General features: G+C 69.9%; 18 protein-coding genes and 2 tRNA genes. 12 read left to right on the top strand and 8 right to left on the bottom strand.

Annotation, left to right across the window (positions count from 1 at the left end):
* Positions 1-8: 8 nt before the first annotated feature.
* Both ACU6WZ_RS08125 and ACU6WZ_RS08120 read right to left on the bottom strand, forming a co-directional pair.
* A complete protein-coding gene (locus tag ACU6WZ_RS08125) occupies positions 9-1,427 on the bottom strand; it encodes an ABC1 kinase family protein (RefSeq protein WP_447032440.1) in 1,419 nt (472 codons plus the stop codon).
* A 41-nt stretch (positions 1,428-1,468) separates the two neighbouring features.
* The gene (locus ACU6WZ_RS08120) at positions 1,469-2,620 is read right to left on the bottom strand and encodes a ThiF family adenylyltransferase (RefSeq protein ID WP_447032439.1); all 1,152 of its coding nucleotides are present in this window, start codon (positions 2,618-2,620) and stop codon (positions 1,469-1,471) included.
* Between the two features lie 224 nt (positions 2,621-2,844).
* Here ACU6WZ_RS08120 and ACU6WZ_RS08115 point away from each other — a divergent pair, with 224 nt between their 5' ends.
* From ACU6WZ_RS08115 to ACU6WZ_RS08100, 4 genes are all read left to right on the top strand, one after another.
* On the top strand, positions 2,845-3,423 hold the full coding sequence (locus ACU6WZ_RS08115) for a M48 metallopeptidase family protein (protein ID WP_447032438.1): 579 nt from the start codon (positions 2,845-2,847) through the stop codon (positions 3,421-3,423).
* A gap of 107 nt (positions 3,424-3,530) precedes the next feature.
* Positions 3,531-5,180, top strand: coding sequence for a TerD family protein (locus tag ACU6WZ_RS08110; protein WP_447032437.1), 1,650 nt, complete (start codon positions 3,531-3,533; stop codon positions 5,178-5,180).
* Positions 5,181-5,191: 11 nt separating this feature from the next.
* Positions 5,192-5,872, top strand: a complete 681-nt coding sequence (locus ACU6WZ_RS08105) for an AIM24 family protein (protein WP_447032436.1) — start codon at positions 5,192-5,194, stop codon at positions 5,870-5,872.
* Between the two features lie 19 nt (positions 5,873-5,891).
* Positions 5,892-6,647, top strand: coding sequence for an AIM24 family protein (locus tag ACU6WZ_RS08100; RefSeq protein WP_447032435.1), 756 nt, complete (start codon positions 5,892-5,894; stop codon positions 6,645-6,647).
* A gap of 81 nt (positions 6,648-6,728) precedes the next feature.
* Here ACU6WZ_RS08100 and ACU6WZ_RS08095 read toward each other — a convergent pair whose 3' ends face one another.
* The gene (locus tag ACU6WZ_RS08095) at positions 6,729-7,250 is read right to left on the bottom strand and encodes an NUDIX hydrolase (RefSeq protein WP_447032434.1); all 522 of its coding nucleotides are present in this window, start codon (positions 7,248-7,250) and stop codon (positions 6,729-6,731) included.
* Positions 7,247-8,731 carry a zinc-dependent metalloprotease gene (locus ACU6WZ_RS08090; protein WP_447032433.1) on the bottom strand — a complete coding sequence of 495 codons (1,485 nt, stop codon included), beginning with the start codon at positions 8,729-8,731 and terminating at the stop codon, positions 7,247-7,249. The genes ACU6WZ_RS08095 and ACU6WZ_RS08090 overlap by 4 nt, the downstream gene beginning before the upstream one ends.
* A 191-nt stretch (positions 8,732-8,922) precedes the next feature.
* Here ACU6WZ_RS08090 and ACU6WZ_RS08085 point away from each other — a divergent pair, with 191 nt between their 5' ends.
* The 3 genes from ACU6WZ_RS08085 (at position 8,923) to ACU6WZ_RS08075 (ending at position 12,083) form a co-directional block, all read left to right on the top strand.
* The gene (locus ACU6WZ_RS08085; RefSeq protein ID WP_447032432.1) at positions 8,923-10,056 is read left to right on the top strand and encodes an SDR family oxidoreductase; all 1,134 of its coding nucleotides are present in this window, start codon (positions 8,923-8,925) and stop codon (positions 10,054-10,056) included.
* A gap of 80 nt (positions 10,057-10,136) precedes the next feature.
* Positions 10,137-10,595 carry a molybdenum cofactor biosynthesis protein MoaE gene (locus tag ACU6WZ_RS08080; protein ID WP_447033926.1) on the top strand — a complete coding sequence of 153 codons (459 nt, stop codon included), beginning with the start codon at positions 10,137-10,139 and terminating at the stop codon, positions 10,593-10,595.
* Between the two features lie 399 nt (positions 10,596-10,994).
* Positions 10,995-12,083: a YlbL family protein gene (locus ACU6WZ_RS08075; RefSeq protein WP_447032431.1), complete on the top strand. Its 1,089-nt coding sequence runs from the start codon at positions 10,995-10,997 to the stop codon at positions 12,081-12,083.
* Between the two features lie 131 nt (positions 12,084-12,214).
* Here ACU6WZ_RS08075 and ACU6WZ_RS08070 read toward each other — a convergent pair whose 3' ends face one another.
* Positions 12,215-12,781, bottom strand: coding sequence for a PPA1309 family protein (locus ACU6WZ_RS08070; RefSeq protein ID WP_447032430.1), 567 nt, complete (start codon positions 12,779-12,781; stop codon positions 12,215-12,217).
* Positions 12,782-12,908: 127 nt separating this feature from the next.
* Here ACU6WZ_RS08070 and ACU6WZ_RS08065 point away from each other — a divergent pair, with 127 nt between their 5' ends.
* The 4 genes from ACU6WZ_RS08065 to ACU6WZ_RS08050 all read left to right on the top strand — a co-directional run bounded on the left by ACU6WZ_RS08065 (position 12,909) and on the right by ACU6WZ_RS08050 (position 18,595).
* On the top strand, positions 12,909-15,848 hold the full coding sequence (locus tag ACU6WZ_RS08065; RefSeq protein WP_447033925.1) for a UPF0182 family membrane protein: 2,940 nt from the start codon (positions 12,909-12,911) through the stop codon (positions 15,846-15,848).
* Positions 15,849-15,890: 42 nt separating this feature from the next.
* Positions 15,891-15,964 (top strand) — tRNA-Met (locus ACU6WZ_RS08060).
* A 213-nt stretch (positions 15,965-16,177) separates the two neighbouring features.
* The gene (locus tag ACU6WZ_RS08055) at positions 16,178-18,409 is read left to right on the top strand and encodes a tetratricopeptide repeat protein (RefSeq protein WP_447032429.1); all 2,232 of its coding nucleotides are present in this window, start codon (positions 16,178-16,180) and stop codon (positions 18,407-18,409) included.
* 112 nt (positions 18,410-18,521) lie between these two features.
* Positions 18,522-18,595, top strand: a tRNA-Met gene (locus ACU6WZ_RS08050).
* A gap of 151 nt (positions 18,596-18,746) precedes the next feature.
* Here the strand turns inward: ACU6WZ_RS08050 and ACU6WZ_RS08045 are convergent.
* Positions 18,747-19,163 carry a Fur family transcriptional regulator gene (locus ACU6WZ_RS08045; protein ID WP_447032428.1) on the bottom strand — a complete coding sequence of 139 codons (417 nt, stop codon included), beginning with the start codon at positions 19,161-19,163 and terminating at the stop codon, positions 18,747-18,749.
* 126 nt (positions 19,164-19,289) lie between these two features.
* Between ACU6WZ_RS08045 and ACU6WZ_RS08040 the strand changes: the two genes are divergently transcribed.
* On the top strand, positions 19,290-20,759 hold the full coding sequence (locus ACU6WZ_RS08040; RefSeq protein ID WP_447032427.1) for a catalase: 1,470 nt from the start codon (positions 19,290-19,292) through the stop codon (positions 20,757-20,759).
* A 64-nt stretch (positions 20,760-20,823) separates the two neighbouring features.
* On the opposite strand, the gene ACU6WZ_RS08035 is transcribed toward ACU6WZ_RS08040, so the two are convergent.
* Both ACU6WZ_RS08035 and hisN read right to left on the bottom strand, forming a co-directional pair.
* Positions 20,824-21,225 carry a CBS domain-containing protein gene (locus ACU6WZ_RS08035; RefSeq protein ID WP_447032426.1) on the bottom strand — a complete coding sequence of 134 codons (402 nt, stop codon included), beginning with the start codon at positions 21,223-21,225 and terminating at the stop codon, positions 20,824-20,826.
* A 136-nt stretch (positions 21,226-21,361) separates the two neighbouring features.
* Positions 21,362-22,156: a histidinol-phosphatase gene (hisN, locus tag ACU6WZ_RS08030; RefSeq protein ID WP_447032425.1), complete on the bottom strand. Its 795-nt coding sequence runs from the start codon at positions 22,154-22,156 to the stop codon at positions 21,362-21,364.
* Between the last annotated feature and the right edge of the window lie 215 nt (positions 22,157-22,371).

Genomic DNA, 22,371 nt, shown 5'->3' with positions numbered 1-22,371 from the left:
CAGCACCGCTACGCCCCCGGCATCTCGTCTGCAACCTCGTCCTGCTCCTTCTCGGGAGCGCCGACCTGCTCCTCGGCGAGGAACCCCGGCAGCCACTCCTCCAACTCGTGCCGCAGCCGCACCGTCGCACCCAGCTGGCACAGCACACCGATGGTGCTCAGGGTCACCCGGTGTATGAGCAGGTAGGCCGGCGGCAGATTGAGCTGCTTGCCCAACTGATGTGCGGGGGAACGGATATCGCCGATCCGCGCCGCCTGCTGGCGCATCCAGCCCCGGGTGAACGTGAACTCCTCCGCCTGCGCGGGCTCGATGATCGGCAGCAGGTACTCCAGCATCGCGTCCGGGTCGAGGTCGATGGCCTCCTTCACGAAGCCTTCGTCGCGCAGCAGCTCGTACACGCCGTCGGCCTGGCCCTCGATGGTCATCCGCAGCGACTCGCCGATGGTCGCGGGCAGTCCGCCGGGCAGCCGGTCCACGGTGCCGAAGTCCAGCACCCCCAGCCGCCACCGCGACGGGGCCCCCTCCGCTGATTCCGAGCCGTCATTGTCGTGCGGAGCCAGCAGACGGAAGTTGCCCGGGTGCGGGTCCGCGTGCAGCAGGCCCGTACGGGCCGGGCCCGAGAACAGGAACCGGGCCAGCAGCTGGCCCGCCCGGTCGCGCTGCTCCGTCGTACCGTCCGCGATCACATCGGCCAGCGGTATCCCGTCGATCCACTCGGTGACCAGCACCTGGTCGCTTTGGTGCACAACGTCGGGCACCAGCACATCGGGGTCGTCCGCGAACTCGCGCGCGTGCTCCCGCTGAGCCTCGGCCTCCAGTTCGTAGTCCAGCTCTTCCGAGACCCGGTCGCGCAACTCGGTGATGAGCGGCTTGATGTCCATCCCGGGAACCAGCGGACCGAGCAGCCGGGCGAATCTGCTCAGCTGGTTCAGGTCCGAAAGCAGGGCCTCGCCGGCTCCGGGGTACTGCACCTTGACGGCCACCTTGCGCCCGTCGTGCCATACGCCCCGGTGCACCTGGCCAATCGATGCGGCGGCGGACGGCTTGTCGTCGAACTCAAGGAACAGCTCTCGCCACTCCTCGCCCAGTCGCTCCTCCAGCACCGAGTGCACCGTGCGGGTCGGCATGGGGGGCGCCGCCTCCTGGAGCTTGGTCAGCGCTGCCCGGTACGGGCCCGCGACCTCCTCCGGAAGGGCGGATTCGAAGACGGACATGGCCTGCCCGAACTTCATCGCACCGCCCTTGAGCTCGCCGAGCACTTTGAACAGCTGCTCGGCGGTCCGCTGCTGAAGTTCGCGGCCGACTATCTCCGCCGACTTGCCACCGATCCGTTTGCCCAGGCCCCAAGTGGCCCGGCCCGCGAAGCCCAGTGGCAGTGCCGCCAGCTTGGCGGTACGGGTGACCGCCTTCCGGGGAAGATCAGACATGCGCCCCTCCAAATCCCAGACAGCCGTGCCGCCTACGACGGTCACCCGGCCATTGTGTCCTGTGGCTCCCCGGCGCCCGAGGCGCACTCCCCCTCACGCAGTCCGCGTGCACCGCAGACACAGTCGCGGTGTGGTGGGATCCGTTCCTGCCGCCACTCCAGCAGCGGCATCGAGACCTCCCATCGCACCCCCGTTGTGGCAGGCAGCTCACCGTCCAGGAACGACAGCGCATGCGCCGCGGCCAGTCCGGCCACCGCGGTCGCCAGACCGATGTCGCAAGCCGATACGTGTCTGCCCCGCCCCGAGCGCCACTGCGCCAGCATCCGCAGCCATGCCGGGTCCCGCTCCGTGTACTGAAGCGCCAGGCAGCCCGCGCACGCGCTCCCGCCGGGCAGCACCAGCGGTCCCACGACCCCCGTCGCCTCGACGACCCCCGCATAGATGTGCGGCGTACCGGAGCGCAACCAGGGCTCCGCCGCGGCCGGATCGGGCGCGTACGCAGCCGAGCCGTCTCTGGGGGCCACAACCACGAGCGACAGCGGTGGCTCGCTCCCCGCTCCGAAGCTCGCAGACTCGGGCTCGGCCGCCCGCGGAGGCCGGCCGGGGGCGGCCCGCCGCACCAGCTGCCGGGCCGCCACATCGCGCCGTTCACCTGCCGACTCCGCCGGTAGCCCGCCCGGACCTGCGTCCCAGAGCTCCACCCGCCCGCCGTCCAGCACCTCGACGCGTCCGACGCCCCCTGCCGCCAGGACCGACGCGATCGTCGCGCCGACCCGCCCAGCGCCCCGCACCTGAACTCTTATCGCACGCCGTGCCGCCAGCCGCCCGGCCCCGCCGCCCGGCTCGGCGTGCACCACAGAGAGCGACGCCAGGTCGGGTCGGAGCCGGTCGAAGACCTCGGCGCGGCTGCGCATGGCCTGCGCACCGGGGCCGCCCGCCGTCGCGTCGTCGATCAACCCTGCCGCGGTCAGTCGTGTGACGAGTTCGTCCGCCCGCCCGTCAGGCAGCCCCATCGCCCGTGCCTCGTCGCGTAGGAGAGGAAGGCCCCTCGTGCCGTCGAGGAGCCCCAGGAAACTGCCCGTCGCCGTGTCCACCGGCCCCACCGTCACCGCGTGCGCGGATGTCATGCCGAACTGAACGGTCTGCCGGTCCCGCCACGCTCGCCGCAGCGCGGGCTTCACCATCGGATGCATATCGCCGTCCCCCGTCGGTAGCTCTGTTGCGCGCTCGATGCGCTCTCGGAACTCACCATGCCCGGTGCGCCAACCCGGCGCGGGAAGTTATCCACAGGTGGGTGGCGATCGTCGTACCGGCCGAGGCGAGAGTGTGCGCGGCAATCGCAGCATCTCGGCAGCGGATCGCGTTCGGACCATCCTGAGGCGGGACTTCCGCCCCTGACAGCGGGTAACGTCATGGCGTGCCCGCCGACCCCCTGAACAGTGCGCCGAACACGCCGCCTCGCGGTTCGAGACCGAGCGCTGTCGAGGTCCGCAGGAGCGCCCGTCGCAGCCGGACGGTCTCCGCTTACCGGGAGGGCGACCGCACGATCGTGCTCATCCCCGACCGCATGTCCAAGGCGGAGGAGCAACGCTGGGTGACCGTGATGCTCGACAAGCTCGCCGCCCAGGAGAGCAAACGCATCTTCGGCGACGCGGAGCTCGCCGAGCGCGCCGGCCGGCTGTCGGCCCAGTACTTCGACGGCAGAGCCCGCCCCGCCTCGGTGCGCTGGGTGACCAACCAGAACACCCGTTGGGGCTCGTGCACCCCGGCCGAAGGCAGCATTCGTCTCTCGCACCGCCTTCAGGGCATGCCGGAGTACGTTGTCGACTACGTACTCGTCCACGAACTCGCGCACCTGCTCGTCCCCGGTCACGGCCCGCGCTTCTGGCGGCTGCTGGAGGCGTACCCGCGCACCGAGCGAGCCCGCGGTTACCTCGAAGGAGTGGTTGCCGCGGACCGCTTGCCACACCTTCCCGGTGCGGCGCGCCCCGAATGACGCGCGGTGATTCTGTACCGAAGTGTGTACCGACTTGGCCGGATGTCGGCGCGAGCGGCTAGCCTGACGCAACGCATTCACCTCGGGACGGGGGACGGTCGTTACGCATGGCCAGGGAATTCCAACGCGGCCACAAGGCCAAGATCAGTGACCTCACAGCGGGAACGGATCTGTACGTAGGTGTGCAGATCGCGGGACCCGGACTGACCTTCGACATCAGCTGTTTCGGGCTCGATGTCAATGAACAGCTCTCCGACGACCGCTACTTCATCTTCTTCAACCAGCCCAAGTCGCCCGAGGAGTCCATTCAGCAACTCGGCGCGCAGGCAGGCGACACCGAGTCGTTCCGCGTCACGCTGGACCGCATTCCGGCGAGCATCCACAAGCTGTCGTTCACCGCGACCCTTGACGGCGCGGGGCAGATGTCGCAGGTGGGGCCCGGCTACATCCGGATTGTCGCCGGCGGCGAAGAGGTCGTCAGGTACGCCTTCACCGGATCGGAGTTCACCACCGAGCGTGCGGTGATGCTGGGCGACTTCTACCTCAAGGACGTGTGGCGCTTCGCCGCAGTGGGCCAGGGCTTCGACGGCGGACTGGACGCGCTGCTGAAGAACTTCGGCGGGGAGGTGGCCGAGGAAGAGCCGGCCGCCCAGCCGCAGGCCGTGGCCGCGCCGTCCTTCGCCGCACCGCCCCAGGCGGCGCAGCCGGCGCCGTCCTTCGGGGCGCCCACAGCCTCAGCCCCCACTCAGGCCCCCACTCAGGCCCCCACTCAGGCCCCCGCGCCTCCGCCGGGCGGCCCCGCTCAGCTCGGCGGGCCCATTCCGGGGCAGTACGCCGCCCCCCAGATGCACGGGGCCCCGGCGGTCGCGGCGCCCGCGCCCATGCCGCAGCAGGGTGGCGCCGTACCGTCGGCCCCCGCGTCGCCGTACGGGCAGCCGCCCCAGCCGCAGTTCGGCCAGGCCCAGCCTCCGGGCGCGCCGGGTGGGTACGGACAGCCCGCCCCGTACGGACAGCCCGCCCCGTACGGACAGCCGCAAGGGGGCGTGCCGCAGGTCGGCGTGGCTCAGGGCGTGCCGCAAGGTTCCCCACCGGGCGGCGCCGGACTCACGGCCGCCCTCCAGCCGTACCGCGAGACGGCCGCCGGGCAGCGCTGGACCCCGCAGAACCAGCAGCTCATGCGCGTCGAACTCGGCTTGGGAGGCACCCCGGTCCTCGCCCGTCAGGGCAGCATGGTGATGTACCAGGGCAAGGTCGACTTCAGCTACAAGGGCGCGGGCTTCGCCGGCCGCCTGGTGGGCGATGCGACCGGCCAGGAAATGCAGCTCATGCGCTGCTCGGGACGCGGTCAGGTCTTCCTCGCGGAGAACGGCGCGAATCTGCACCCCATAGAGCTGCAAGGCGACGGCATCTGCGTCTCCGCCGAGAACGTTCTCGCGTTCGACGAGTCGCTCCAGTACGAGATCCGCCGCATCGAGGGCCATGGAATCCCCGGTGGCGCCCTGTTCACCATGCAGTTCCAGGGCACTGGAACGGTCGTGGTGAAGACGAACGGCATCCCGGTGGTCCTGCCGGTCACGCCGACGACCTTCGCCGACGCCAACGCCGTGGTCGCCTGGTCCTCGGCGTCCCAAGTGATCCTCTCCAGCCAGGTGCGTCTGCGCCGTAACGCCTACCCGGGCCACAGCGGAGAGACCGTCAACCTGCAGTTCCGGGGCGCTCCCGGCAACTTCATCGTCGTCCAGCCCTACGAGGTCTGAGGGAGCCCGTCATGAATCAGCAACTCGCGGGCTTCGCCCCGACCCCGACCGCCGCCCGCATGGAGAACCACGGGCGCGCGATGCTCAAGGTCGCCATGGCCACCGGCCACGAGCTGTACGCGCGCACCGGCTCGGTGGTGGCATACGAAGGCTTCGTCCAGTACGAACCGAATCCGCCGGCGGCTCGCCAGGTCGCCGCCCAGTGGGTCACCGGCGAAGGCGCACCGATAATGAAGTGTTCCGGTGACGGCCTGCTGTATCTCGCCGACTACGGCGCTGACGTCGTCGTCATCAACCTCAACAACGACTCGCTCTCCGTCAACGGCAGCAACCTGCTCGCCTTCGACGCGCAGCTTCAGTGGGGTGTGGAGAAGATCAAGGGCCTGGCGAAGTTCGCCGGGCAAGGGCTGTGGAACGTCGAGATCGCCGGCACCGGCTGGGTCGCCCTGACCTCGCGGGGCACCCCGATCGTGGTTGAGAGCGGTCGCGGCGAGGACGAGACGTACGTCGACCCGGACGCCCTGGTGGCCTGGTCCCCGAACCTCAAGGTAAAGGGCAAGCGCAGCTTCAAGGCGTCGGCCCTGGTCGGCCGGGGCAGCGGAGAGGCGTACCAGATGGCCTTCTCCGGCGAGGGAATCGTCGTCGTACAGCCGAGCGAGGACAGCACCGACCGCCTGCGGATCCGGGGCTGAGGGGGAGCGAGAACACATTATGCAGAGCCCGCTTTTCAGTCACACCGAACAGCAGTCCCAGGACCGGTACACCGTGCAGAACCCGCAGCTCCTGCGGGTCGCGCTGACCGGCGGCGACGATGTCCTCGCCCGCAAGGGCGCCATGGTCGCGTACCAGGGTCTGATGGAATTCGACGGCGAGCACCAGTCGCACGGTCGGCGGCGCGCCCGCGCCAACACCGGTGAGGGACTCGACCTGATGCGCTGCTCGGGACAGGGGACGGTCTACCTCGCCAACCTCGCGCAGTACGTTCACCTCGTCGACGTCGACCGCGAGGGCATGACCGTGGACAGCGCCTATGTCCTCGCGCTCGACTCCTCGCTGCACACCGAAGTCATCGCGGTGGACAGCCAGTACGGCATCTCCGGGACCGGCAAGTACCAGCTCAATATCTCCGGGCAGGGCAAAGTGGCCCTGATGACGTCTGGCCAGCCTCTGATGCTTCAGGTCACGCCGGAGAAGTACGTCAACGCCGACGCCGACGCGATCGTCGCCTGGTCCAGCTCCCTGCGCGTACAGATGCAGGCCCAGACACACTCGTCGAACATCCGCCGCCGTCGCGGCAACACCGGTGAGGGCTGGGAACTCAATTTCCTCGGGCAGGGCTTCGCACTGGTGCAGCCCAGCGAGGTGATGCCGCCGCAGGACGCGCAGATCGGGCAGGGCGCCGCCGCCCAGTTCGGGGTGGGCCAGCAAGGTGCCCATGCCCAGAACCAGAACAACGCCTGGAACTGACCGCTGCGCAAAGACGGGCGGGGGGCAGGCTCACATGAGCCTGCCCCCGCCCGTTTCAGCAGGTCCAGCCGGTCCCTACGACTACAGCGCCGCGCGCGTACGCTCCAGCAGCCGCACGACCGAGGCGTCGGCGACGCCGGCCACCTCGTCGTACGCGAACCAGCGCAGGTCCAGCGACTCGTCGCTGATCGCCGCCCGCGCACCGGCCGGGGCCAGCGCCGCGTACTGCACGTCCAGGTGCCAGTGGCAGGGCGCGGGGATCGCGTGCCGGTCGAGCCGCACCGGCCCGACCGGCAGCAGCGTGAGCCCGGGGACGCCGGACTCCTCGGTGGCCTCGCGCAGCGCCGCCGCCGCCAGCGTCGCGTCGCCCGGCTCGCAGTGACCGCCCATCTGCAGCCACATGTTGAGCTTTCGGTGCAGCGTCAGCAGGACACGCTCCCGCTCCGGATCGATCACCAGGGCGCTCGCCGTCAGGTGCCCGGCCGCGCAGGCCTTCCACATCCCGTCCGGGTACGCCGCCAAGTGGTCCAGGTAGGTCTGACGCAGGTCTTCCTGGTCCTCGTAGCTCTTCAGCACGAGGACCGCGTCGTCGTGCAGGCTCACTTGTCGGCGTCACCCTCGTCGTCGGGTGTCTCGGGGCTCTCGGGGCTCTTGGGGCCGCCCTGCTCCTCGTCCTTCGTCAGGTTCGGCTTCTGAGCACCGCCGCCCGCCGCCTCGCCGAGCATCTTGTCGATCTCGGAGAAGTCCAGGTGCTCGCGGTGCACGAACCCGTCCGGGTCGTCCAGGTCCTCGGCCGTCGGCAGCATGTCAGGGTGCTCCCACAGGGCGTCGCGCCCGTCCAGGCCACGCGCGTCGGTGAGGGAGGCCCACAGTCGCGCGGCGTCCCGCAGCCGGCGCGGGCGCAGCTCAAGACCGATGAGCGTCGCGAACGTCTGCTCGGCCGGGCCTCCGGACGCCCGGCGCCTGCGCAGCGTCTCACGCAGCGCGTCGGCCGACGTGAGCCTGGGCTTGGCCGCCTCGTGCACGACGGCGTCCACCCAGCCCTCGACCAGCGCCAGCGCGGTCTCCAGCCGGGCCAGCGCCGCCTTCTGCGCCGGGGTGTCCTCCGGCTGGAACATGCCCTGCTGGAGCGCTTCCTGCAGCTGCTCCGGGTGCGACGGGTCGAGCTGTCCGACGACGTCCTCCAGCTTCGAGGTGTCGACCTCGATCCCGCGGGCGTACCCCTCGACCGCGCCGAACAGGTGCGAGCGCAGCCACGGCACATGTGCGAACAGACGCTGGTGGGCGGCCTCGCGCAGCGCCAGATACAGCCGCACCTCGTCCTTGTCGACGCCCAGGTCCTTGCCGAAAGCCTCGATGTTCAGCGGCAGCAGGGCTGCCTTGCCGGCGGGGCCCAGCGGCAGGCCGATGTCGGTCGAACCGACCACCTCGCCCGCCAGCACGCCCACCGCCTGCCCGATCTGCTGACCGAACATCGCGCCGCCCATCGACCGCATCATCCCGAGCAGCGGGCCCGCCATGGCCTGCATCTCCTCGGGCAGTACGTCGCCCATGGCCGCGCCGACTCTCTCGGCGACCGGGTCGACCAGCTGCTTCCACGCGGGCAGGGTCGCCTCGACCCACTCCGCGCGGCTCCACGCCACCGACGTGGACGCCCCGGAGGGCAGCGAGGTCGCACCGTCCAGCCAGTGGTCGGCCAGGCGCACCGCCTCCTCGACCGCGGACCGCTCGCCGGGACTCACGCTGGAATCCTTCGTGCCGTCGGCGGTGCCCTGCGCCACCGTCTGACGCGCGATGTCCTTGGCCATGTCCCAGTTCACGGGCCCGCCCTCGTAGCTGAGCATCTGCCCGAGCTGCTGGAAGGCCGCACCAAGATCGTTCGGGTTCAGTGAACCGAACATCGCGGCGAACGGATTGTCTCCGCCCGCGCCACCGGCACCGCCCGGCAGACCGCCGAACCCGCCGAACGGGTTCGCCGGATTCTGGCCGCTGTGGCCACCGCCCTCGCCGCCCTTCTTCTTGCCGTCGTCGCCGTCCTCCGGCTCCTCCGGCGGAGGGCCGAATCCGAATGGGGTGTCACTCACGGGTTTCCTCGGCTCGTTGGGCCGCCGGCTCAGGCCGACGGCAGCTGCCCGACATCACCACCCAGCGTAGACACCGCGACCCGCGAAGGGCTCGGTGCTCCGCCGACTCACCGCCTGCGGCAGGATGGACGCCACCTGGTACGCACGCGCCACGGCGTGTACGTACTGAAGACAACCGCTGGAGACGCCCGGTGAGTTCCCCAGATCCGCAGGTTCGCGCAGCGCGCGATGCCGAAGTTCGCCAGAGGCGAAACCATCCAACCTCGAACCTCCGTGGTCCCGTAGTCGCGATCACGGGCGCCGCCTCGGGCATCGGAGCGCTGCTCACCCAGCGTCTCGCAGCGTCCGAGGAGATCAAGAAGGTCGTCGCCATCGATGAGCGCCGGGGCGAGGTGAGCGAGGCGCAGTGGCACATTCTCGACGTCCGTGACCCGGCGATCGCGGAAAAACTGCGCGGCGCCGACGTCGTGGTGCACCTCGCACTCGACCTCGACCTGGAGTCGGACCCCGCTGCCCGTACGGCGTACAACGTGCGGGGCACCCAGACGGTACTGACCGCGGCCGCGGCCGCTGGTGTCCACCGGGTCGTCCTGTGCACCTCGGCGACGGTCTACGGAGCGCTGCCCGACAACGACATCCCCCTGTCCGAGGACGCGGAGCTGCGCGCCACCGCGGAGGCCGCGGGCGTGGGCGACCTGCTGGAGATCGAGCGCCTTGGGCGACGGGCCCCCCGCGCGCACCCAGGATTGAACGTGACCGTGGTCAGGCCGGCCGTGCTGGTCGGCGGTACGGACACCGCGCTCACCCGGTACTTCGAGTCGCCGCGCCTCCTGGTCGTCACCGGCTCCCGCCCCACCTGGCAGTTCTGCCACGTCGAGGACCTGGTCAGCGCACTGGAGTACGCCGCTCTGGAGAAGGTCGAAGGTGAGCTCGCGGTCGGTTGCGACGGCTGGCTGGAGCAGGAGGAGGTCGAAGAGCTCAGCGGCATCCGCCGCATGGAGTTGCCGTCCGCCGTCGCCCTGGGCGCCGCGGCCCGACTGCACCGCATCGGCCTCACGCCGTCGCCGGCGGGAGACCTCGCGTACACGATGCACCCCTGGGTGGTGAGCGTCAGCAGGCTCCACGACGCGGGCTGGCGGCCTCGCTGGACCAACGAGGAGGTCCTCGGAGAGCTGCTGGAGGAGGTCGCCGGCCGGCACACCGTCGCGGGTCGCCGTCTCGGCCGCAAGGACGCCACGGCGGCGGGCGCCGCGGGAGCCACGGTGGCGTTGCTGGGCACGGCCGCCCTGGTGCGTCGCGTACGCAAGGCGCGCGGCCGCATGTAGGACCCTCCATACCGGTGGCCCGTACTGCCGGTCGAATGGGCAATTCCGCGATGTCGGTGCGGTACGGCACCATGGGCGGCATGGCAGGCACGTACTCTCACCCGGGCGAGCAGGCGGCACAGGACCCCATCCGGCTGCTGGCGATCCGCGACACCCCGCTCTCCGTCGACGAGATCTTCAGAGCCGTGGGGGACGACGCCGCGGGCGGCACAGCGCTGTTCGTCGGCACGGTGCGCAACCACGACGGCGGCACCGATGTCGACAGGCTCGGCTACTCCTGCCACCCGTCAGCCCAGGACGAACTACGCCGAGTGGCCGAAAAGGTCGCTGCCGACTTCCCCGTGCGCGCGCTGGCGGCCGTCCATCGTGTGGGTGACCTGGAAGTCGGTGACCTCGCCGTCGTCGTGGCGGTCTCCTGCCCCCACCGGGGCGAGGCTTTCGAGGCCTGCCGCCGCCTGATCGACGACCTGAAGCACGAAGTGCCGATCTGGAAGCACCAGACCTTCTCCGACGGCGTCGAGGAATGGGTCGGCGCGTAGGGGCCGCGCAGGGGCTGTGCGCCGCCCGCTGATTTGCGTAACCACCCCCCTGCCACGAGCGTTGGACTGACTGGTGGCTAATCTGCTGATCGGCCGGTTGCGGTTCGGTCCTGGGGTCGGGAGATCGAAATGGCGGCACTCGCGTGGTTGCTCATACCCCTCTTCGCTGCACTGGGTGCCGCGATATGGGGAAGCTGGGCCACCCGTAACCGAACAAGCGGCGACGTCTCGGAACTCGCCGGCTACGCACGCTTCCGTGAAGCGATGGAGAAGTCCGACACCGGCACCGACTCCGCTTGATCGCGTGGAGCGGCCCCGACCGGACGCCCGCGCCCGCCGTGGCCCCGTACGGACTGGCCCCAGGGGTGCACGGGCAGGCCAGTCCCGTACTGTCGTTCCATGCCACGCCGCACAGCGACGATGCTCGCCTCCACCCTCATCCTGATCGCGCTGCTGTGCGCGGGCGTATTCATCAAAGTCCCGTACGCGGAGATGTCTCCCGGCCCGACGGTGAACACCCTGGGTGAGGCCGACGGAGAAGCCGTACTGCAGATCTCCAGTCGCAAGACGTACCCCACCGCCGGCCATCTCAATATGACGACGGTCAGAGTCACCGGTGCGGACTACAGGATGAACCTCGTCGAGGCGGTCTACGGCTGGCTCGCGCACGACAGTGTGGTCGTGCCGCACGACACGCTCTACCCGGACGGCAAGACCGAGGAACAGTCCACGCAGGAGAACGCCGAGGAGTTCAGCCAGTCCCAGGAGAGTGCCAAAACCGCCGCGCTGCGGGAGCTGGGCATTCGCGTGAAGACCCGCGTCGTGGTCTCGACCGTTCTGAAGAAGAGCCCTTCCGAGGGCAAGCTGCACGCGGGTGACGTCATCAAGGCCGTGGACGGTACGCCGGTCAAGGACCCCAAGGACGTCGCGAAGCTCGTCACCCGGCACAAGCCCACGGAGAAGGTCGTCTTCACGATCGTCCCGGCCAAGGACGCGGCCGCGGCGGAGAAGGCGGGCAAGGAGCCCGTGGGCAGCGAGGACATCGCGATCACCACGCAGAAGGCCCCGGAGGGCGACCGTGCCATCGTCGGCATCCAGGCCGGCCCGGACAACACGTTCCCCTTCGGCATCGACATCAAGCTGGCGGACGTCGGCGGACCCAGCGCGGGCCTGATGTTCTCTCTCGGCCTCGTCGACAAGCTCACCCCCGGCGACCTGACCGGCGGAAAGTTCGTGGCCGGCACCGGCACGATCGACGAGGACGGCAAGGTCGGGCCGATCGGCGGCATCGAGATGAAGACCGTCGGCGCCCGCAACGCGGGCGCCGAGTACTTCCTGACCCCCAGCGCCAACTGCGCGTCCGCCGCCTCGGACGTCCCGGACGGCCTCACCCTGGTGAAGGTCGAGACCATCGACGACGCGAAGAAGTCGCTGGAGAAGATCAGCAAGGGAGACACGGCCGCCGTGCCGCAGTGCACGACGGGCTGACGACGGCCGCGCCCCGGGGAGGGGCTGCGACGCCGTTCCCCTCCTCCTGCCGGTCGGACTTACGGCCTCCCCCACGATAGGGAGTGGATCAGCGAGCGGCGGGAGCCCGCTCCGTATCGTGGGGGAGGCCGTTACGCCTCGAAGGTCGCGGACAGGGCCTCGGCGAGGCCGGGAACCAGCGACCCACCGGTGAGCACCTCGGTGGGTGAGTCCTTCTCCCGGAGCCGCAGCGCGGACTCCCGTACCCCGTCGCGCAGTACAGCCACCGTCATGCGGACCTCCTGACGGTCGGGGTGCGCTGCCACCCAATTCGCCAGCTCGGACTCGTCGAGCCCGTCGGGTACGGACGCCTCGGCTGACGGCGGCAGCATCAGGCGTTCCACGGTCAACGCGCAGCCGACCACCGCGTCGGGCCAGGCGATCGTGGCCAGGAACTCGTCGAGCGCGGTCCCCGAGGGGATCTCGTCCTGCTCGACCGGGGTGAGAGCTGCCGTCGATTCGCCGTCGGCGAGACCGAGCTGGGCCGCCAGGCCGGGCTCCTGGACACGCAGCTGAGCGGTGTCGACCAAGGCGAACAGTCTGGCCGGCTGGTCCCAGCCGAGCACGGAGGTGTAGTCGTCGATTTCGAGCACGGCTCGGGTGAGCGGGCTCGCGGCCATGGGGGGCCCGGAGGGGGAAACGTTGGACATGGTCGACATCCTGCCTCCTTGGGACCCGAAAGCGGGAACTGAGTAAAGCTTCAGTAAGTTGCACAAGTGGGCTCTACGATCGCGGAGCCTGCTTCTACGACAGCGAACTTTCGAGGTGCGCACCTTGGCTTTCCAGATGCCGGACCGCGGCGGAGGCCCCACCGGGCCACGGATCAGAGTCGGCCGGCCGTCCAGGCGTGCCCGGACCCTGCTCATGACATTGGGCGTCCTGGCCGTCCTGGCCATGGCGTTCGTCATGTTCGCCGGGTTCTGGACAGACTGGCTCTGGTACCGCTCGGTCAAATACTCCTCAGTTTTCACCACCACCCTGTGGACCAAGATCGGGCTCTTCGCCGTCTTCGGGTTGCTGATGGCCTCGGCCGTCGGCGTCAATATCTGGCTCGCGCACCGGCTCAGGCCGCCGCTGAGCGCGATGTCCCTGGAGCAGCAGAACCTCGACCGCTACCGGATGGGCATCGCCCCGTACAAGAAGTGGGTGCTCCTCGCGGTCACCGCTCTGGTCGGGCTGATCGCCGGAGCGTCGGCTTCCGGGCAGTGGCGCACCTGGCTCATGTGGGTCAACGGTGTGTCCTTCGGGGAGAAGGACCCGCAGTTCCAGATGGACGTGGCGTTCTACGCGTTCGACCTGCCCTGGTACCGCTTCCTGCTCGGCTTCGGCTTCGCGGCCGCCGTGCTGTCCCTGATCGCCGCCGCTCTCGTGCACTACCTGTACGGCGGCCTGAGGATCACCAGTCCGGGCACCAGGGCCACCGGGGCGGCGACCGGCCACCTGTCGGTGCTGCTCGGTGTCTTCGTGGCGCTCAAGGCGGTCGCGTACTGGCTCGACCGGTACGGGCTCGCGGTGAAGTCCAGCGACTTCAAGGCGACGGGAAACTGGGCCGGTCTGCGGTACGTCGACGCGAACGCCTACCTGCCGGCGAAGACGATCCTCTTCTGCATCGCCGTCATCTGCGCGCTGCTGTTCTTCGCGACACTGTGGCGCCGCACCTGGCAGCTGCCGGTGATCGGCTTCGGCCTGATGGTGCTCTCGGCGATCCTCATCGGCGGGCTCTACCCGGCGATCGTGCAGAAGTTCCAGGTCCAGCCGAACGAGCAGGCCAAGGAAGCGCCGTACATCAAGAAGAACATCGATGCGACGCGCAAGGCCTACGACATCGATGACGCGAAGGTGGACGACTACCGCGGTGTCGGCGACGTCAAGGACGACTCGCAGCTGCGCAAGGCCGCGGACGCTGCGGCCAGTTACCGGGTGATCGACCCGAACGTCGTACCGCCGACGTTCCAGCAGCTCCAGCAGGAGCGGAAGTACTACCAGTTCCCCGAGACGCTGGATGTGGACCGGTACAAGGGCCAGGACACGGTCGTCGGGCTCCGCGAGCTCGACCTCAGGGGCATCCCCAAGCGCAACTGGATCAACGACCACTTCACATACACCCACGGATACGGCGCCGTCGCAGCCAAGGGCACCGCGGTCAGGCCGGACACCGAGGGCGCCCCGGACTTCACCCAGTCCGGCCTGCCGACCAAGGGCACCCTCGGTGAGTACGAGCAGCGGATCTACTACGGCGAGAAGACGGAGCAGTACTCGATCGTCGGCGGTCCGCAGAAGGAGCTCGACTACGAGAAGAACGGCGAGCCCACCAAGACCACCAGCTACCAGGGCAAGAGCGGGGTCAATCTGTCGAGCCCGCTGAACCGTGCCGCGTATGCCGCGGCGTTCAGCGAGCCGCAGATCCTCTACTCGGGAGCCATCGGCGAGGGCTCGCGGATCCTCTACAACCGCACGCCCAAGGAGCGCGTCGAGGCGGTCGCGCCCTGGCTGTCCCTCGACGGCGACGCTTACCCGGCGGTCGTCGACGGCCGCATCCAGTGGATCGTCGACGCGTACACCACCACCAACGGCTATCCCTACGCCTCGCGTACGACGCTCGGCGACACGACGGCCGACTCGCTTTCGCGGAGCGACGACCAGCGTGCGGTGGTGGCCCAGCAGAACCAGGTCAACTACATCCGCAACTCGGTGAAGGCCACCGTCGACGCGTACGACGGCACGGTCAACCTGTACCAGTGGGACACCGAGGACCCGGTCCTCAAGACCTGGATGAAGGCGTTCCCTGACACGGTGAAGCCCAAGGGCGACATCACCCCGGCCCTGATGGACCACCTGCGCTACCCGCAGGACCTGTTCAAGGTGCAGCGCGAGCTGCTGACCCGCTACCACGTCGAGAACCCGTCGCAGTTCTACAGCGGCAGTGACGCGTGGCAGGTGCCGGACGACCCGACGACCGGCGAGCAGAGCTCGGTGCCGCCGTACTACCTGAGCCTGAAAATGCCGCAGGAGCAGAGCCGGAAGTTCTCGCTCACGACGACCTTCACGCCCAACGGCCGTCCCAACCTGGGGGCGTTCATGGCGGTGGACGCCGACGCGTCGAGCAAGGACTACGGCACGATAAGGCTCCTGAGAGTCACCGGGGACGTACCGGGACCTCAGCAGGTGCAGAACCGGCTCAACAGCAACAGCGAGGTCGCCGAGTTCGTCAGGAACCTCAAGGGCGCCAACTCCGACATCGAGTACGGCAACCTGCTGACAATCCCGCTGAACGACGGCTTCCTCTACGTCGAGCCGGTGTACGCCCAGGGCAACAACGCCTACCCGCTCTTGAAGAAGGTGGCCGTCTCGTACGGCAAGGAGACCGTCTTCAAGGATTCGCTGGGCGAGGCGTTGAACGCTGTCTTCGGCGAGGAGGGCGAGACCCCGCCACCGCGTGAGGACGAGGGTGACACCACCACCCCGCCGCCCCCAGCGGGCGACGGGTCGCTGCAGGAGGCGATCGAGGACGCCCAGAAGGCGTACGAGGACGGCGAGGAGGCGCTGAAGAAGCCGGACTGGACTGCCTACGACAAGGCACAGCAGAGGCTCCAGGACGCGCTTCAGCGGGCTGCCGACGCGGAGGAGAAGGCCGGCACGCAGCCGAAGCCCGGCAGCGACGCGAAGCCCGGCAGCGACGCGAAGCCCGAGGGCGAGGGCGAGAAGGGCGACCAGAAGGGCGGCTGAGCTGGGACGTCCCCGCGCCGTGGTACTGTTTGAACACAACGGCGCGGGGTGGAGCAGCTCGGTAGCTCGCTGGGCTCATAACCCAGAGGTCGCAGGTTCAAATCCTGTCCCCGCTACTGAAGAAGAAGACGAGGGCCCGGATCTCGAAAGAGATCCGGGCCCTCGTCGTATGTCCAGGCGTCCGCGCGGGCGTCCGAAGTGTCGTCCTGGCGGGTGGAGTTGGCGCTGAAGCGTTTGATGTGTCTCTCTGTGGGCATGTCGACAAAACGCTGAAGTGACCTCACGGGCTGCGGTATACCAGGTGTACGCGGGTTGCGGGTGGTGCGACGATGGTTTTTATGGGGGACAGGACAACTCTGTTGGAGACAGGGCGGTTTGTGCAGCGACATCAGGCCGACGATGTTGAAGCCGTGGACACCGCCGAGTCCGAGGCGCGGCATCGGAGCGCTGCGGAGAGCGGCGACACCGAGGCCATGAGCGTGCTCGGATCCCTGCTGCTGCGCCGTGGTGATCTCGACGGTGCGGAGCCGTATCTGCGTGCCGCGACCGCGGACGGCGACCGGGCCGCCGCGAACAACCTGGGTGTACTGCTCCACCAGCGCGGGTACGCCGACGAGGCGGCCGGCTGGTGGCGCATCGCGGCCGTGGCCGGGTCCGCGGCCGCCGGGCACGCGTTGGGCCGTCACTACCGCGAGCGGGGCGACGAGCCGGCGGCCGAGTACTGGCTGCGCCAGTCCGCCGAGCAGGGGCACGCACTGGGGGCCTACGCCCTCGCCGACCTGCTGGAACACCGCGGTGACGTGGGCGCCGAGCGCTGGCTGCGCGCGGCCGCGGAGCAGGGCCACAGGGAAGCGGCGTACCGCCTGGCCCGCGCGCTGGACCGCCGCGCCGCCGCGCGGAGGCGGGTCGGTGCGGACGACTCAGAGGCCGTCCCGCGCGGCACGGACGCGCGCGGCGGGGCTGGCGCGGGACGCCGCGCGGGTGTGGGCGGGCCGAACGCGGTCCGCAACGCGGGGAGTCTCACCGGAGCCGGCAGGGGTACGCGTCACCCCCTGACCGCGTTCGCTCTCGGCACCGACGCGTCGGGTGGCAGGGCGGGCACCGGTCGCGGCACCGACACCGACACCGGCATGGGTATCGACCGGCTCGACTTCGGCACGGGCCCCCGCCACTGCGGCCCCGGCGCCCGTGCTGGGACCGATACGGGCATGGGTACATCCCTCGGCACGGGCGTCGGCACAGGTTCCAGGCTGGGAGGCGCCAAGGCGGCCCCCACCGGCACCCACCGGGTCGGCCCCGTCGGCCCTGCCACCGGCACCCGGCACGCCGGGACCGGCGCCGGGGAGCCGGATCCCGCCGTCGAGGCGGAACAGTGGTACCGGCAGGCCGCCGCGCGCGGCCACCGGCGCGCCGCCCTGCACCTCGGGGCCATCCTGGAGGAGCGCGGCGAACTCAAGGAGGCCGGGCGCTGGTACCTGACCTCCGCCAAGGACGGCGAGGCGCGCGCCGCCTGTGCTCTGGGCTTCCTGCTGCGCGACGCCGGTGACGAGGAGAGCGCCGCCGTGTGGTGGCTGCGGGCCGCCCAGGACGGCGACGGCAACGCCGGCAACGCGCTGGGCGCCCTGCACGCGGCGCGCGGCGAGCAGCAGACAGCCGAGCGCTGGTACCGGGCCGCCCTGGACGCCGGTGATGTCAACGGGGCGTACAACCTCGGGCTGCTCTGCGCCGCGCAGGGGCGCACCGCACAGGCCGACCAGTGGTACCGCCGCGCCGCCTACGCGGGCCACCGCGAGGCCGCCAACGCGCTCGCCGTCCTGCTGCTCCAAGGCGGTGACGCGGCCGGCGCGGAGCCCTGGTTCTCCAAGGCAGCCGAGGCGGGCAGCGTCGACGCCGCGTTCAACCTCGGCATCCTGTACGCCGGCCGCGACGACGACCGCACGGCCTTCGTCTGGTACGAGCGCGCGGCCGCCGCCGGGCACACCGAGGCTGCGCTCCAGGTCGGCATCGCCCTGCTGCGCTACGGCGAGGAACAGGACGCCGAGCCCCACCTGCGCTGCGCTGCGGCCAGTGGCAACGCCGAGGCCGCCTTCCGGCTCGCCACGCTGCTCGACCGCCGGGAGCCGATGGCCGGGCAGCCCGCGCTGGGGGAGACGCTGTCCGAGAAGACCGAGTGCGAGGAGTGGTACGAGCGCGCCGCCGAGCAGGGTCACCGCCGTGCCCAGGTGCGCGTCGGCATGCTCGCGGCCGGCCGCGGCGACCTGGACGGCGCGGCGCGCTGGTACCGGGAAGCAGCCGAGGCGGGCAGCCGCAACGGCGCGTTCAACCTCGGGCTGCTCCTGGCTCGTGAGGGCAGCGAGCCGGAGGCCGCCCTGTGGTGGTCGCGCGCCGCGCACGCGGGCCACGGCCGGGCCGCGCTGCGCCTCGCGCTGCTCGCCGCCCGCCACGGGGAGCTGGACGAGGGCGAGCGCTGGTGCGTCCGGGCGGTGGAGCTGGGCCCCGCCGAGGTCGCGGAGCGGGCGGCGCGGCTGCGTGAGGCCCTGCACCAGGAGCTCACGGCGTAGCCGGGGGCAGCGCCGTGACGGTCGTGGGGGCGGCCGTGCGGGCGGCCTCGGGGCAGCCGGGGGAACTGATTTGCGCTGGTCGGGTGGGTCCACGTACAGTCAGGTTTACCGACGCGGGGTGGAGCAGCTCGGTAGCTCGCTGGGCTCATAACCCAGAGGTCGCAGGTTCAAATCCTGTCCCCGCTACTGAAGAGGTAGCCGAAGGCCCGGAACTCGAAAGAGTTCCGGGCCTTCGTCGTGTTCATGTGAGTCCACTGCACGTGAGTCCACTTCACATGAGTCCACCCGGGTGCGGAAAAGCCCGGCACCGCGGTGCCGGGCCCTTGCGTGCGAGGTGTCAGGCCGAGGCGCAGTTGGGGCACGTGCCCCGGTAGGTGACCTCGACGTCCGAGACGGTGAAGCCGAAGCGCTCGGAGTCAGGCAGGTCCGTGAGTGGATTGCCCAGCGGGTGCACGTCACGGATGGCGCCGCACTGCGCGCACACCAGGTGGTGGTGCGGGCGGTGCGCGTTCGGGTCGTACCGCTTGGCGCGGCGGTCCGTGGAGACCTCCAGGACCTCGCCGAGGGACACCATCTCGCCCAGCGTGTTGTATACGGTCGCGCGCGAGATCTCGGGCAGCCTCGCCACGGCCCTGGCGTGCACCTCGTCGGCAGTCAGGTGGATGTGGTCCCCGTCAAGGACTTCGGCCACGACACGCCGCTGAGCGGTCATCCGCCAGCCGCGTCCGCGCAGTCGTTCCAACAGGTCACTCATGCGGGCCAGCCTAACAGTGAGGGGACCCAGGTCCCGAACGGGTGTGACTTTGGATGCCTGCTTGACTTAGACAAGGTCCATTGTAGGATCGGGAACGGCAAACGCCAAGCGACAGGACTCGCAGGTATGACGCAGGAGGCGCACGTGACGCAGGGACCGCTCACCACGGAGGCCGGGGCACCGGTGGCCGACAACCAGAACAGCGAGACTGCGGGCGTCGGCGGTCCGGTACTGGTCCAGGACCAGGCGCTGCTGGAGAAGCTCGCCCACTTCAACCGCGAGCGCATCCCGGAGCGCATCGTGCACGCGCGTGGCGCCGGGGCTTACGGCACCTTCACCCTGACCCGCGACGTGTCGCAGTGGACGCGTGCCAAGTTCCTCTCCGAGGTCGGCAAGGAGACGGAAACCTTCCTCCGCTTCTCGACGGTCGCGGGCAACCTCGGCTCGGCCGACGCCGTGCGCGACCCGCGCGGCTTCGCGCTGAAGTTCTACACGGAGGAGGGGAACTACGACCTGGTCGGAAACAACACCCCCGTCTTCTTCATCAAGGACGCCATCAAGTTTCCCGACTTCATCCACACGCAGAAGCGCGACCCGTACACGGGCTCGCAGGAAGCCGACAACGTGTGGGACTTCTGGGGACTGAGCCCCGAGTCGACGCACCAGGTGACCTGGCTGTTCGGTGACCGCGGTATCCCGGCGACGCTGCGCCACATGAACGGCTACGGCTCGCACACGTTCCAGTGGAACAACGAGGCCGGCGAGGTCTTCTGGGTCAAGTACCACTTCAAGACCGACCAGGGCATCAAGAACCTCACCACCGACGAGGCCAACCAGCTCTCGGGCATGGACCCGGACAGTCATCAGCGCGATCTGAGGGAGTCGATCGAGCGCGGTGACTTCCCGTCCTGGACGGTGCAGGTGCAGATCATGCCGGCGGCCGAGGCGGCGACGTACCGCTTCAACCCGTTCGACCTGACCAAGGTCTGGCCGCACGAGGACTACCCGCCGATCGACATCGGCAAGCTGGAGCTCAACCGCAACCCGGAGAACATCTTCGCGGAGGTCGAGCAGTCGATCTTCTCGCCCGCGCACTTCGTGCCGGGTGTCGGACCGTCGCCCGACAAGATGCTCCAGGGCCGTCTCTTCGCTTACGGCGACGCCCACCGCTACCGCGTCGGCATCAACGCCGACCACCTGCCGGTGAACCGCCCGCACGCGACCGAGGCGCGGACGAACTCGCGTGACGGCGCCCTGTACGACGGTCGGCACCGGGGCACCAAGAACTACGAGCCCAACAGCTTCGGCGGCCCGTTCCAGACGGACAAGCCGCTGTGGCAGTCCACCCCGGTCACGGGCGCCACGGGCAACCACGAGGCGCCGCTGCACGCCGAGGACAACGACTTCGTGCAGGCGGGCAACCTCTACCGCCTGATGTCCGAGGACGAGAAGGGCCGCCTCGTCGACAACCTGGCCCAGTTCATCTCCAAGGTCTCGCGCGACGACATCGCGGAGCGTGCCGTCAACAACTTCCGTCAGGCCGACGGAGACTTCGGCAAGCGGCTGGACGCCGCCGTCCAGGCCCTGCGCGCCTAGTTCGGACCGCTTGTCGCAGGCAGAGGGCCGGATTCCCCGAGGGGAGTCCGGCCCTCTGGCGTGCTCATCCCACCAGGGCGGTGGGGTGCCTGCGGCTCGGTGCCCAGCAGCGGATGATGTCGCGTACGGAGACCACGCCCACGGGGCCGTTGCCGTCCAGAACGACGAGATGGCGGAAGCCTCCGTGTGCCATGGCCTCCGCCGCGTCCTCCAGCGTCCACGAGGGTGCGGCGAAGACGACATCGGTGGTGGTGTGGGTGCCGGCGGTCTCCAGGTCGGGGTCCTGGCCCGACCCGACCGAGATGAGGATGTCGCGTTCGGTCAGGATGCCGAGCCCGTCGGCGTCGGTGTCGAGGACGACCGCCGCCCCGACGCGGCGCTCCGCCATCAGCCGGGCGGCCTGGCGGAGGGTGTGGGTGGGGCCGATGGTGAGGACCACCGTACTCATGGCGTCACGGACCAGCATGGGCGGAGCCACCTCCTTCGTGAAGCGGTCCCATGAGAACCGATTCACAAGTTCACAAGTGGGGGGACTCTCAGGGTCGCACCCTCTGCGGGCGGCATCAAGAGGACGTGCGGCGCCGGTCGGCCGGGCGGTCAGGTCATCCGTGGAGGTAGCCCAGCATCTCCTCGTGCAGCAGGCCGTTGGAGGCCGCCGCGTTGCCGCTGTGCGGGCCCGTCGTCCCGTCGAGGCCGGTGAAGACGCCGCCCGCCTCCTGGACGATGATCGTATTGGCGGCCATGTCCCACAGGGAGAGCTCCGGCTCCGCACAGATGTCCACCGATCCTTCGGCGACCATCATGTACGGCCAGAAGTCGCCGTATCCGCGCGTACGCCAGCAGTCGCGCGTCAGATCCATGAAGCCGTTGAGCCTGCCCTGCTCCTCCCAGCCGCCGAGCGAGGAGTACGCGAAGGAAGCGTTCGCGATCGTGTCGACCTTGGAGACGTGCAGGCGCGTCGCCGACGTGAGACTGCGCCCGGTGTACGCGCCGCCGCCCTTCGCCGCCCACCAGCGGCGGCCCAGCGCGGGCGCCGACACGACGCCCATCACGGGCTGGAAGCCGTTCTCGCCGGCCTCCATGAGCGAGATCAGCGTCGCCCAGACCGGCACCCCGCGCACGTAGTTCTTGGTGCCGTCGATCGGGTCGATCACCCATCGTCGCGGGCCCGTGCCCTGGAGCCCGTACTCCTCGCCCAGCACGGCGTCACGCGGCCTGCCGCGGTGCAGGTGGCTGCGGATCAGCTCCTCGGCGGCCTTGTCGGCCTCGGTCACCGGTGTCATGTCCGGTTTGGTCTCGACCTTGAGGTCCAGGGCCTTGAAGCGTTCCATCGTCGTGGCGTCGGCGGCGTCCGCGAGGCCATGGGCAAAGCGCAGATCATCGTGATAGTCGGGCATGACCGAACAGTATCGAGCACGTTCTCCGCAAACCACACCGTCTCGCCCTGCGGCCGTGGTCCCCTGCCCCTGCCGTCCTCTGCCCCTGTCGTCCCGCGCCCCTGCCGTCCTGCCTCTGTCGCCTGTGCCATTGACAGCGCCCCGCGGTGCGTCAACTCTGAGAGCCGAGCAGCCGTGCACCGGTACGGCCCGGGAAAACACCCGGGAGGCAACGC

This window comes from Streptomyces hypolithicus, from assembly GCF_052934925.1.
Note: the sequence above shows the minus strand (reverse complement) of the source record. Positions and strands in the feature narration are given on the sequence as shown.

Coding starts and splice junctions, on each gene's coding strand:
- ACU6WZ_RS08075 (WP_447032431.1), top strand. CDS start 10,995: ATGCCACGCCGCACAGCGACGATGCTCGCCTCCACCCTCATCCTGATC.
- hisN (WP_447032425.1), bottom strand. CDS start 22,156: ATGCCCGACTATCACGATGATCTGCGCTTTGCCCATGGCCTCGCGGAC.
- ACU6WZ_RS08040 (WP_447032427.1), top strand. CDS start 19,290: ATGACGCAGGAGGCGCACGTGACGCAGGGACCGCTCACCACGGAGGCC.
- ACU6WZ_RS08045 (WP_447032428.1), bottom strand. CDS start 19,163: ATGAGTGACCTGTTGGAACGACTGCGCGGACGCGGCTGGCGGATGACC.
- ACU6WZ_RS08120 (WP_447032439.1), bottom strand. CDS start 2,620: ATGCATCCGATGGTGAAGCCCGCGCTGCGGCGAGCGTGGCGGGACCGG.
- ACU6WZ_RS08080 (WP_447033926.1), top strand. CDS start 10,137: ATGGCAGGCACGTACTCTCACCCGGGCGAGCAGGCGGCACAGGACCCC.
- ACU6WZ_RS08065 (WP_447033925.1), top strand. CDS start 12,909: ATGCCGGACCGCGGCGGAGGCCCCACCGGGCCACGGATCAGAGTCGGC.
- ACU6WZ_RS08100 (WP_447032435.1), top strand. CDS start 5,892: ATGCAGAGCCCGCTTTTCAGTCACACCGAACAGCAGTCCCAGGACCGG.
- ACU6WZ_RS08105 (WP_447032436.1), top strand. CDS start 5,192: ATGAATCAGCAACTCGCGGGCTTCGCCCCGACCCCGACCGCCGCCCGC.
- ACU6WZ_RS08035 (WP_447032426.1), bottom strand. CDS start 21,225: ATGCTGGTCCGTGACGCCATGAGTACGGTGGTCCTCACCATCGGCCCC.
- ACU6WZ_RS08055 (WP_447032429.1), top strand. CDS start 16,178: ATGGTTTTTATGGGGGACAGGACAACTCTGTTGGAGACAGGGCGGTTT.
- ACU6WZ_RS08125 (WP_447032440.1), bottom strand. CDS start 1,427: ATGTCTGATCTTCCCCGGAAGGCGGTCACCCGTACCGCCAAGCTGGCG.
- ACU6WZ_RS08110 (WP_447032437.1), top strand. CDS start 3,531: ATGGCCAGGGAATTCCAACGCGGCCACAAGGCCAAGATCAGTGACCTC.
- ACU6WZ_RS08070 (WP_447032430.1), bottom strand. CDS start 12,781: ATGTCGACCATGTCCAACGTTTCCCCCTCCGGGCCCCCCATGGCCGCG.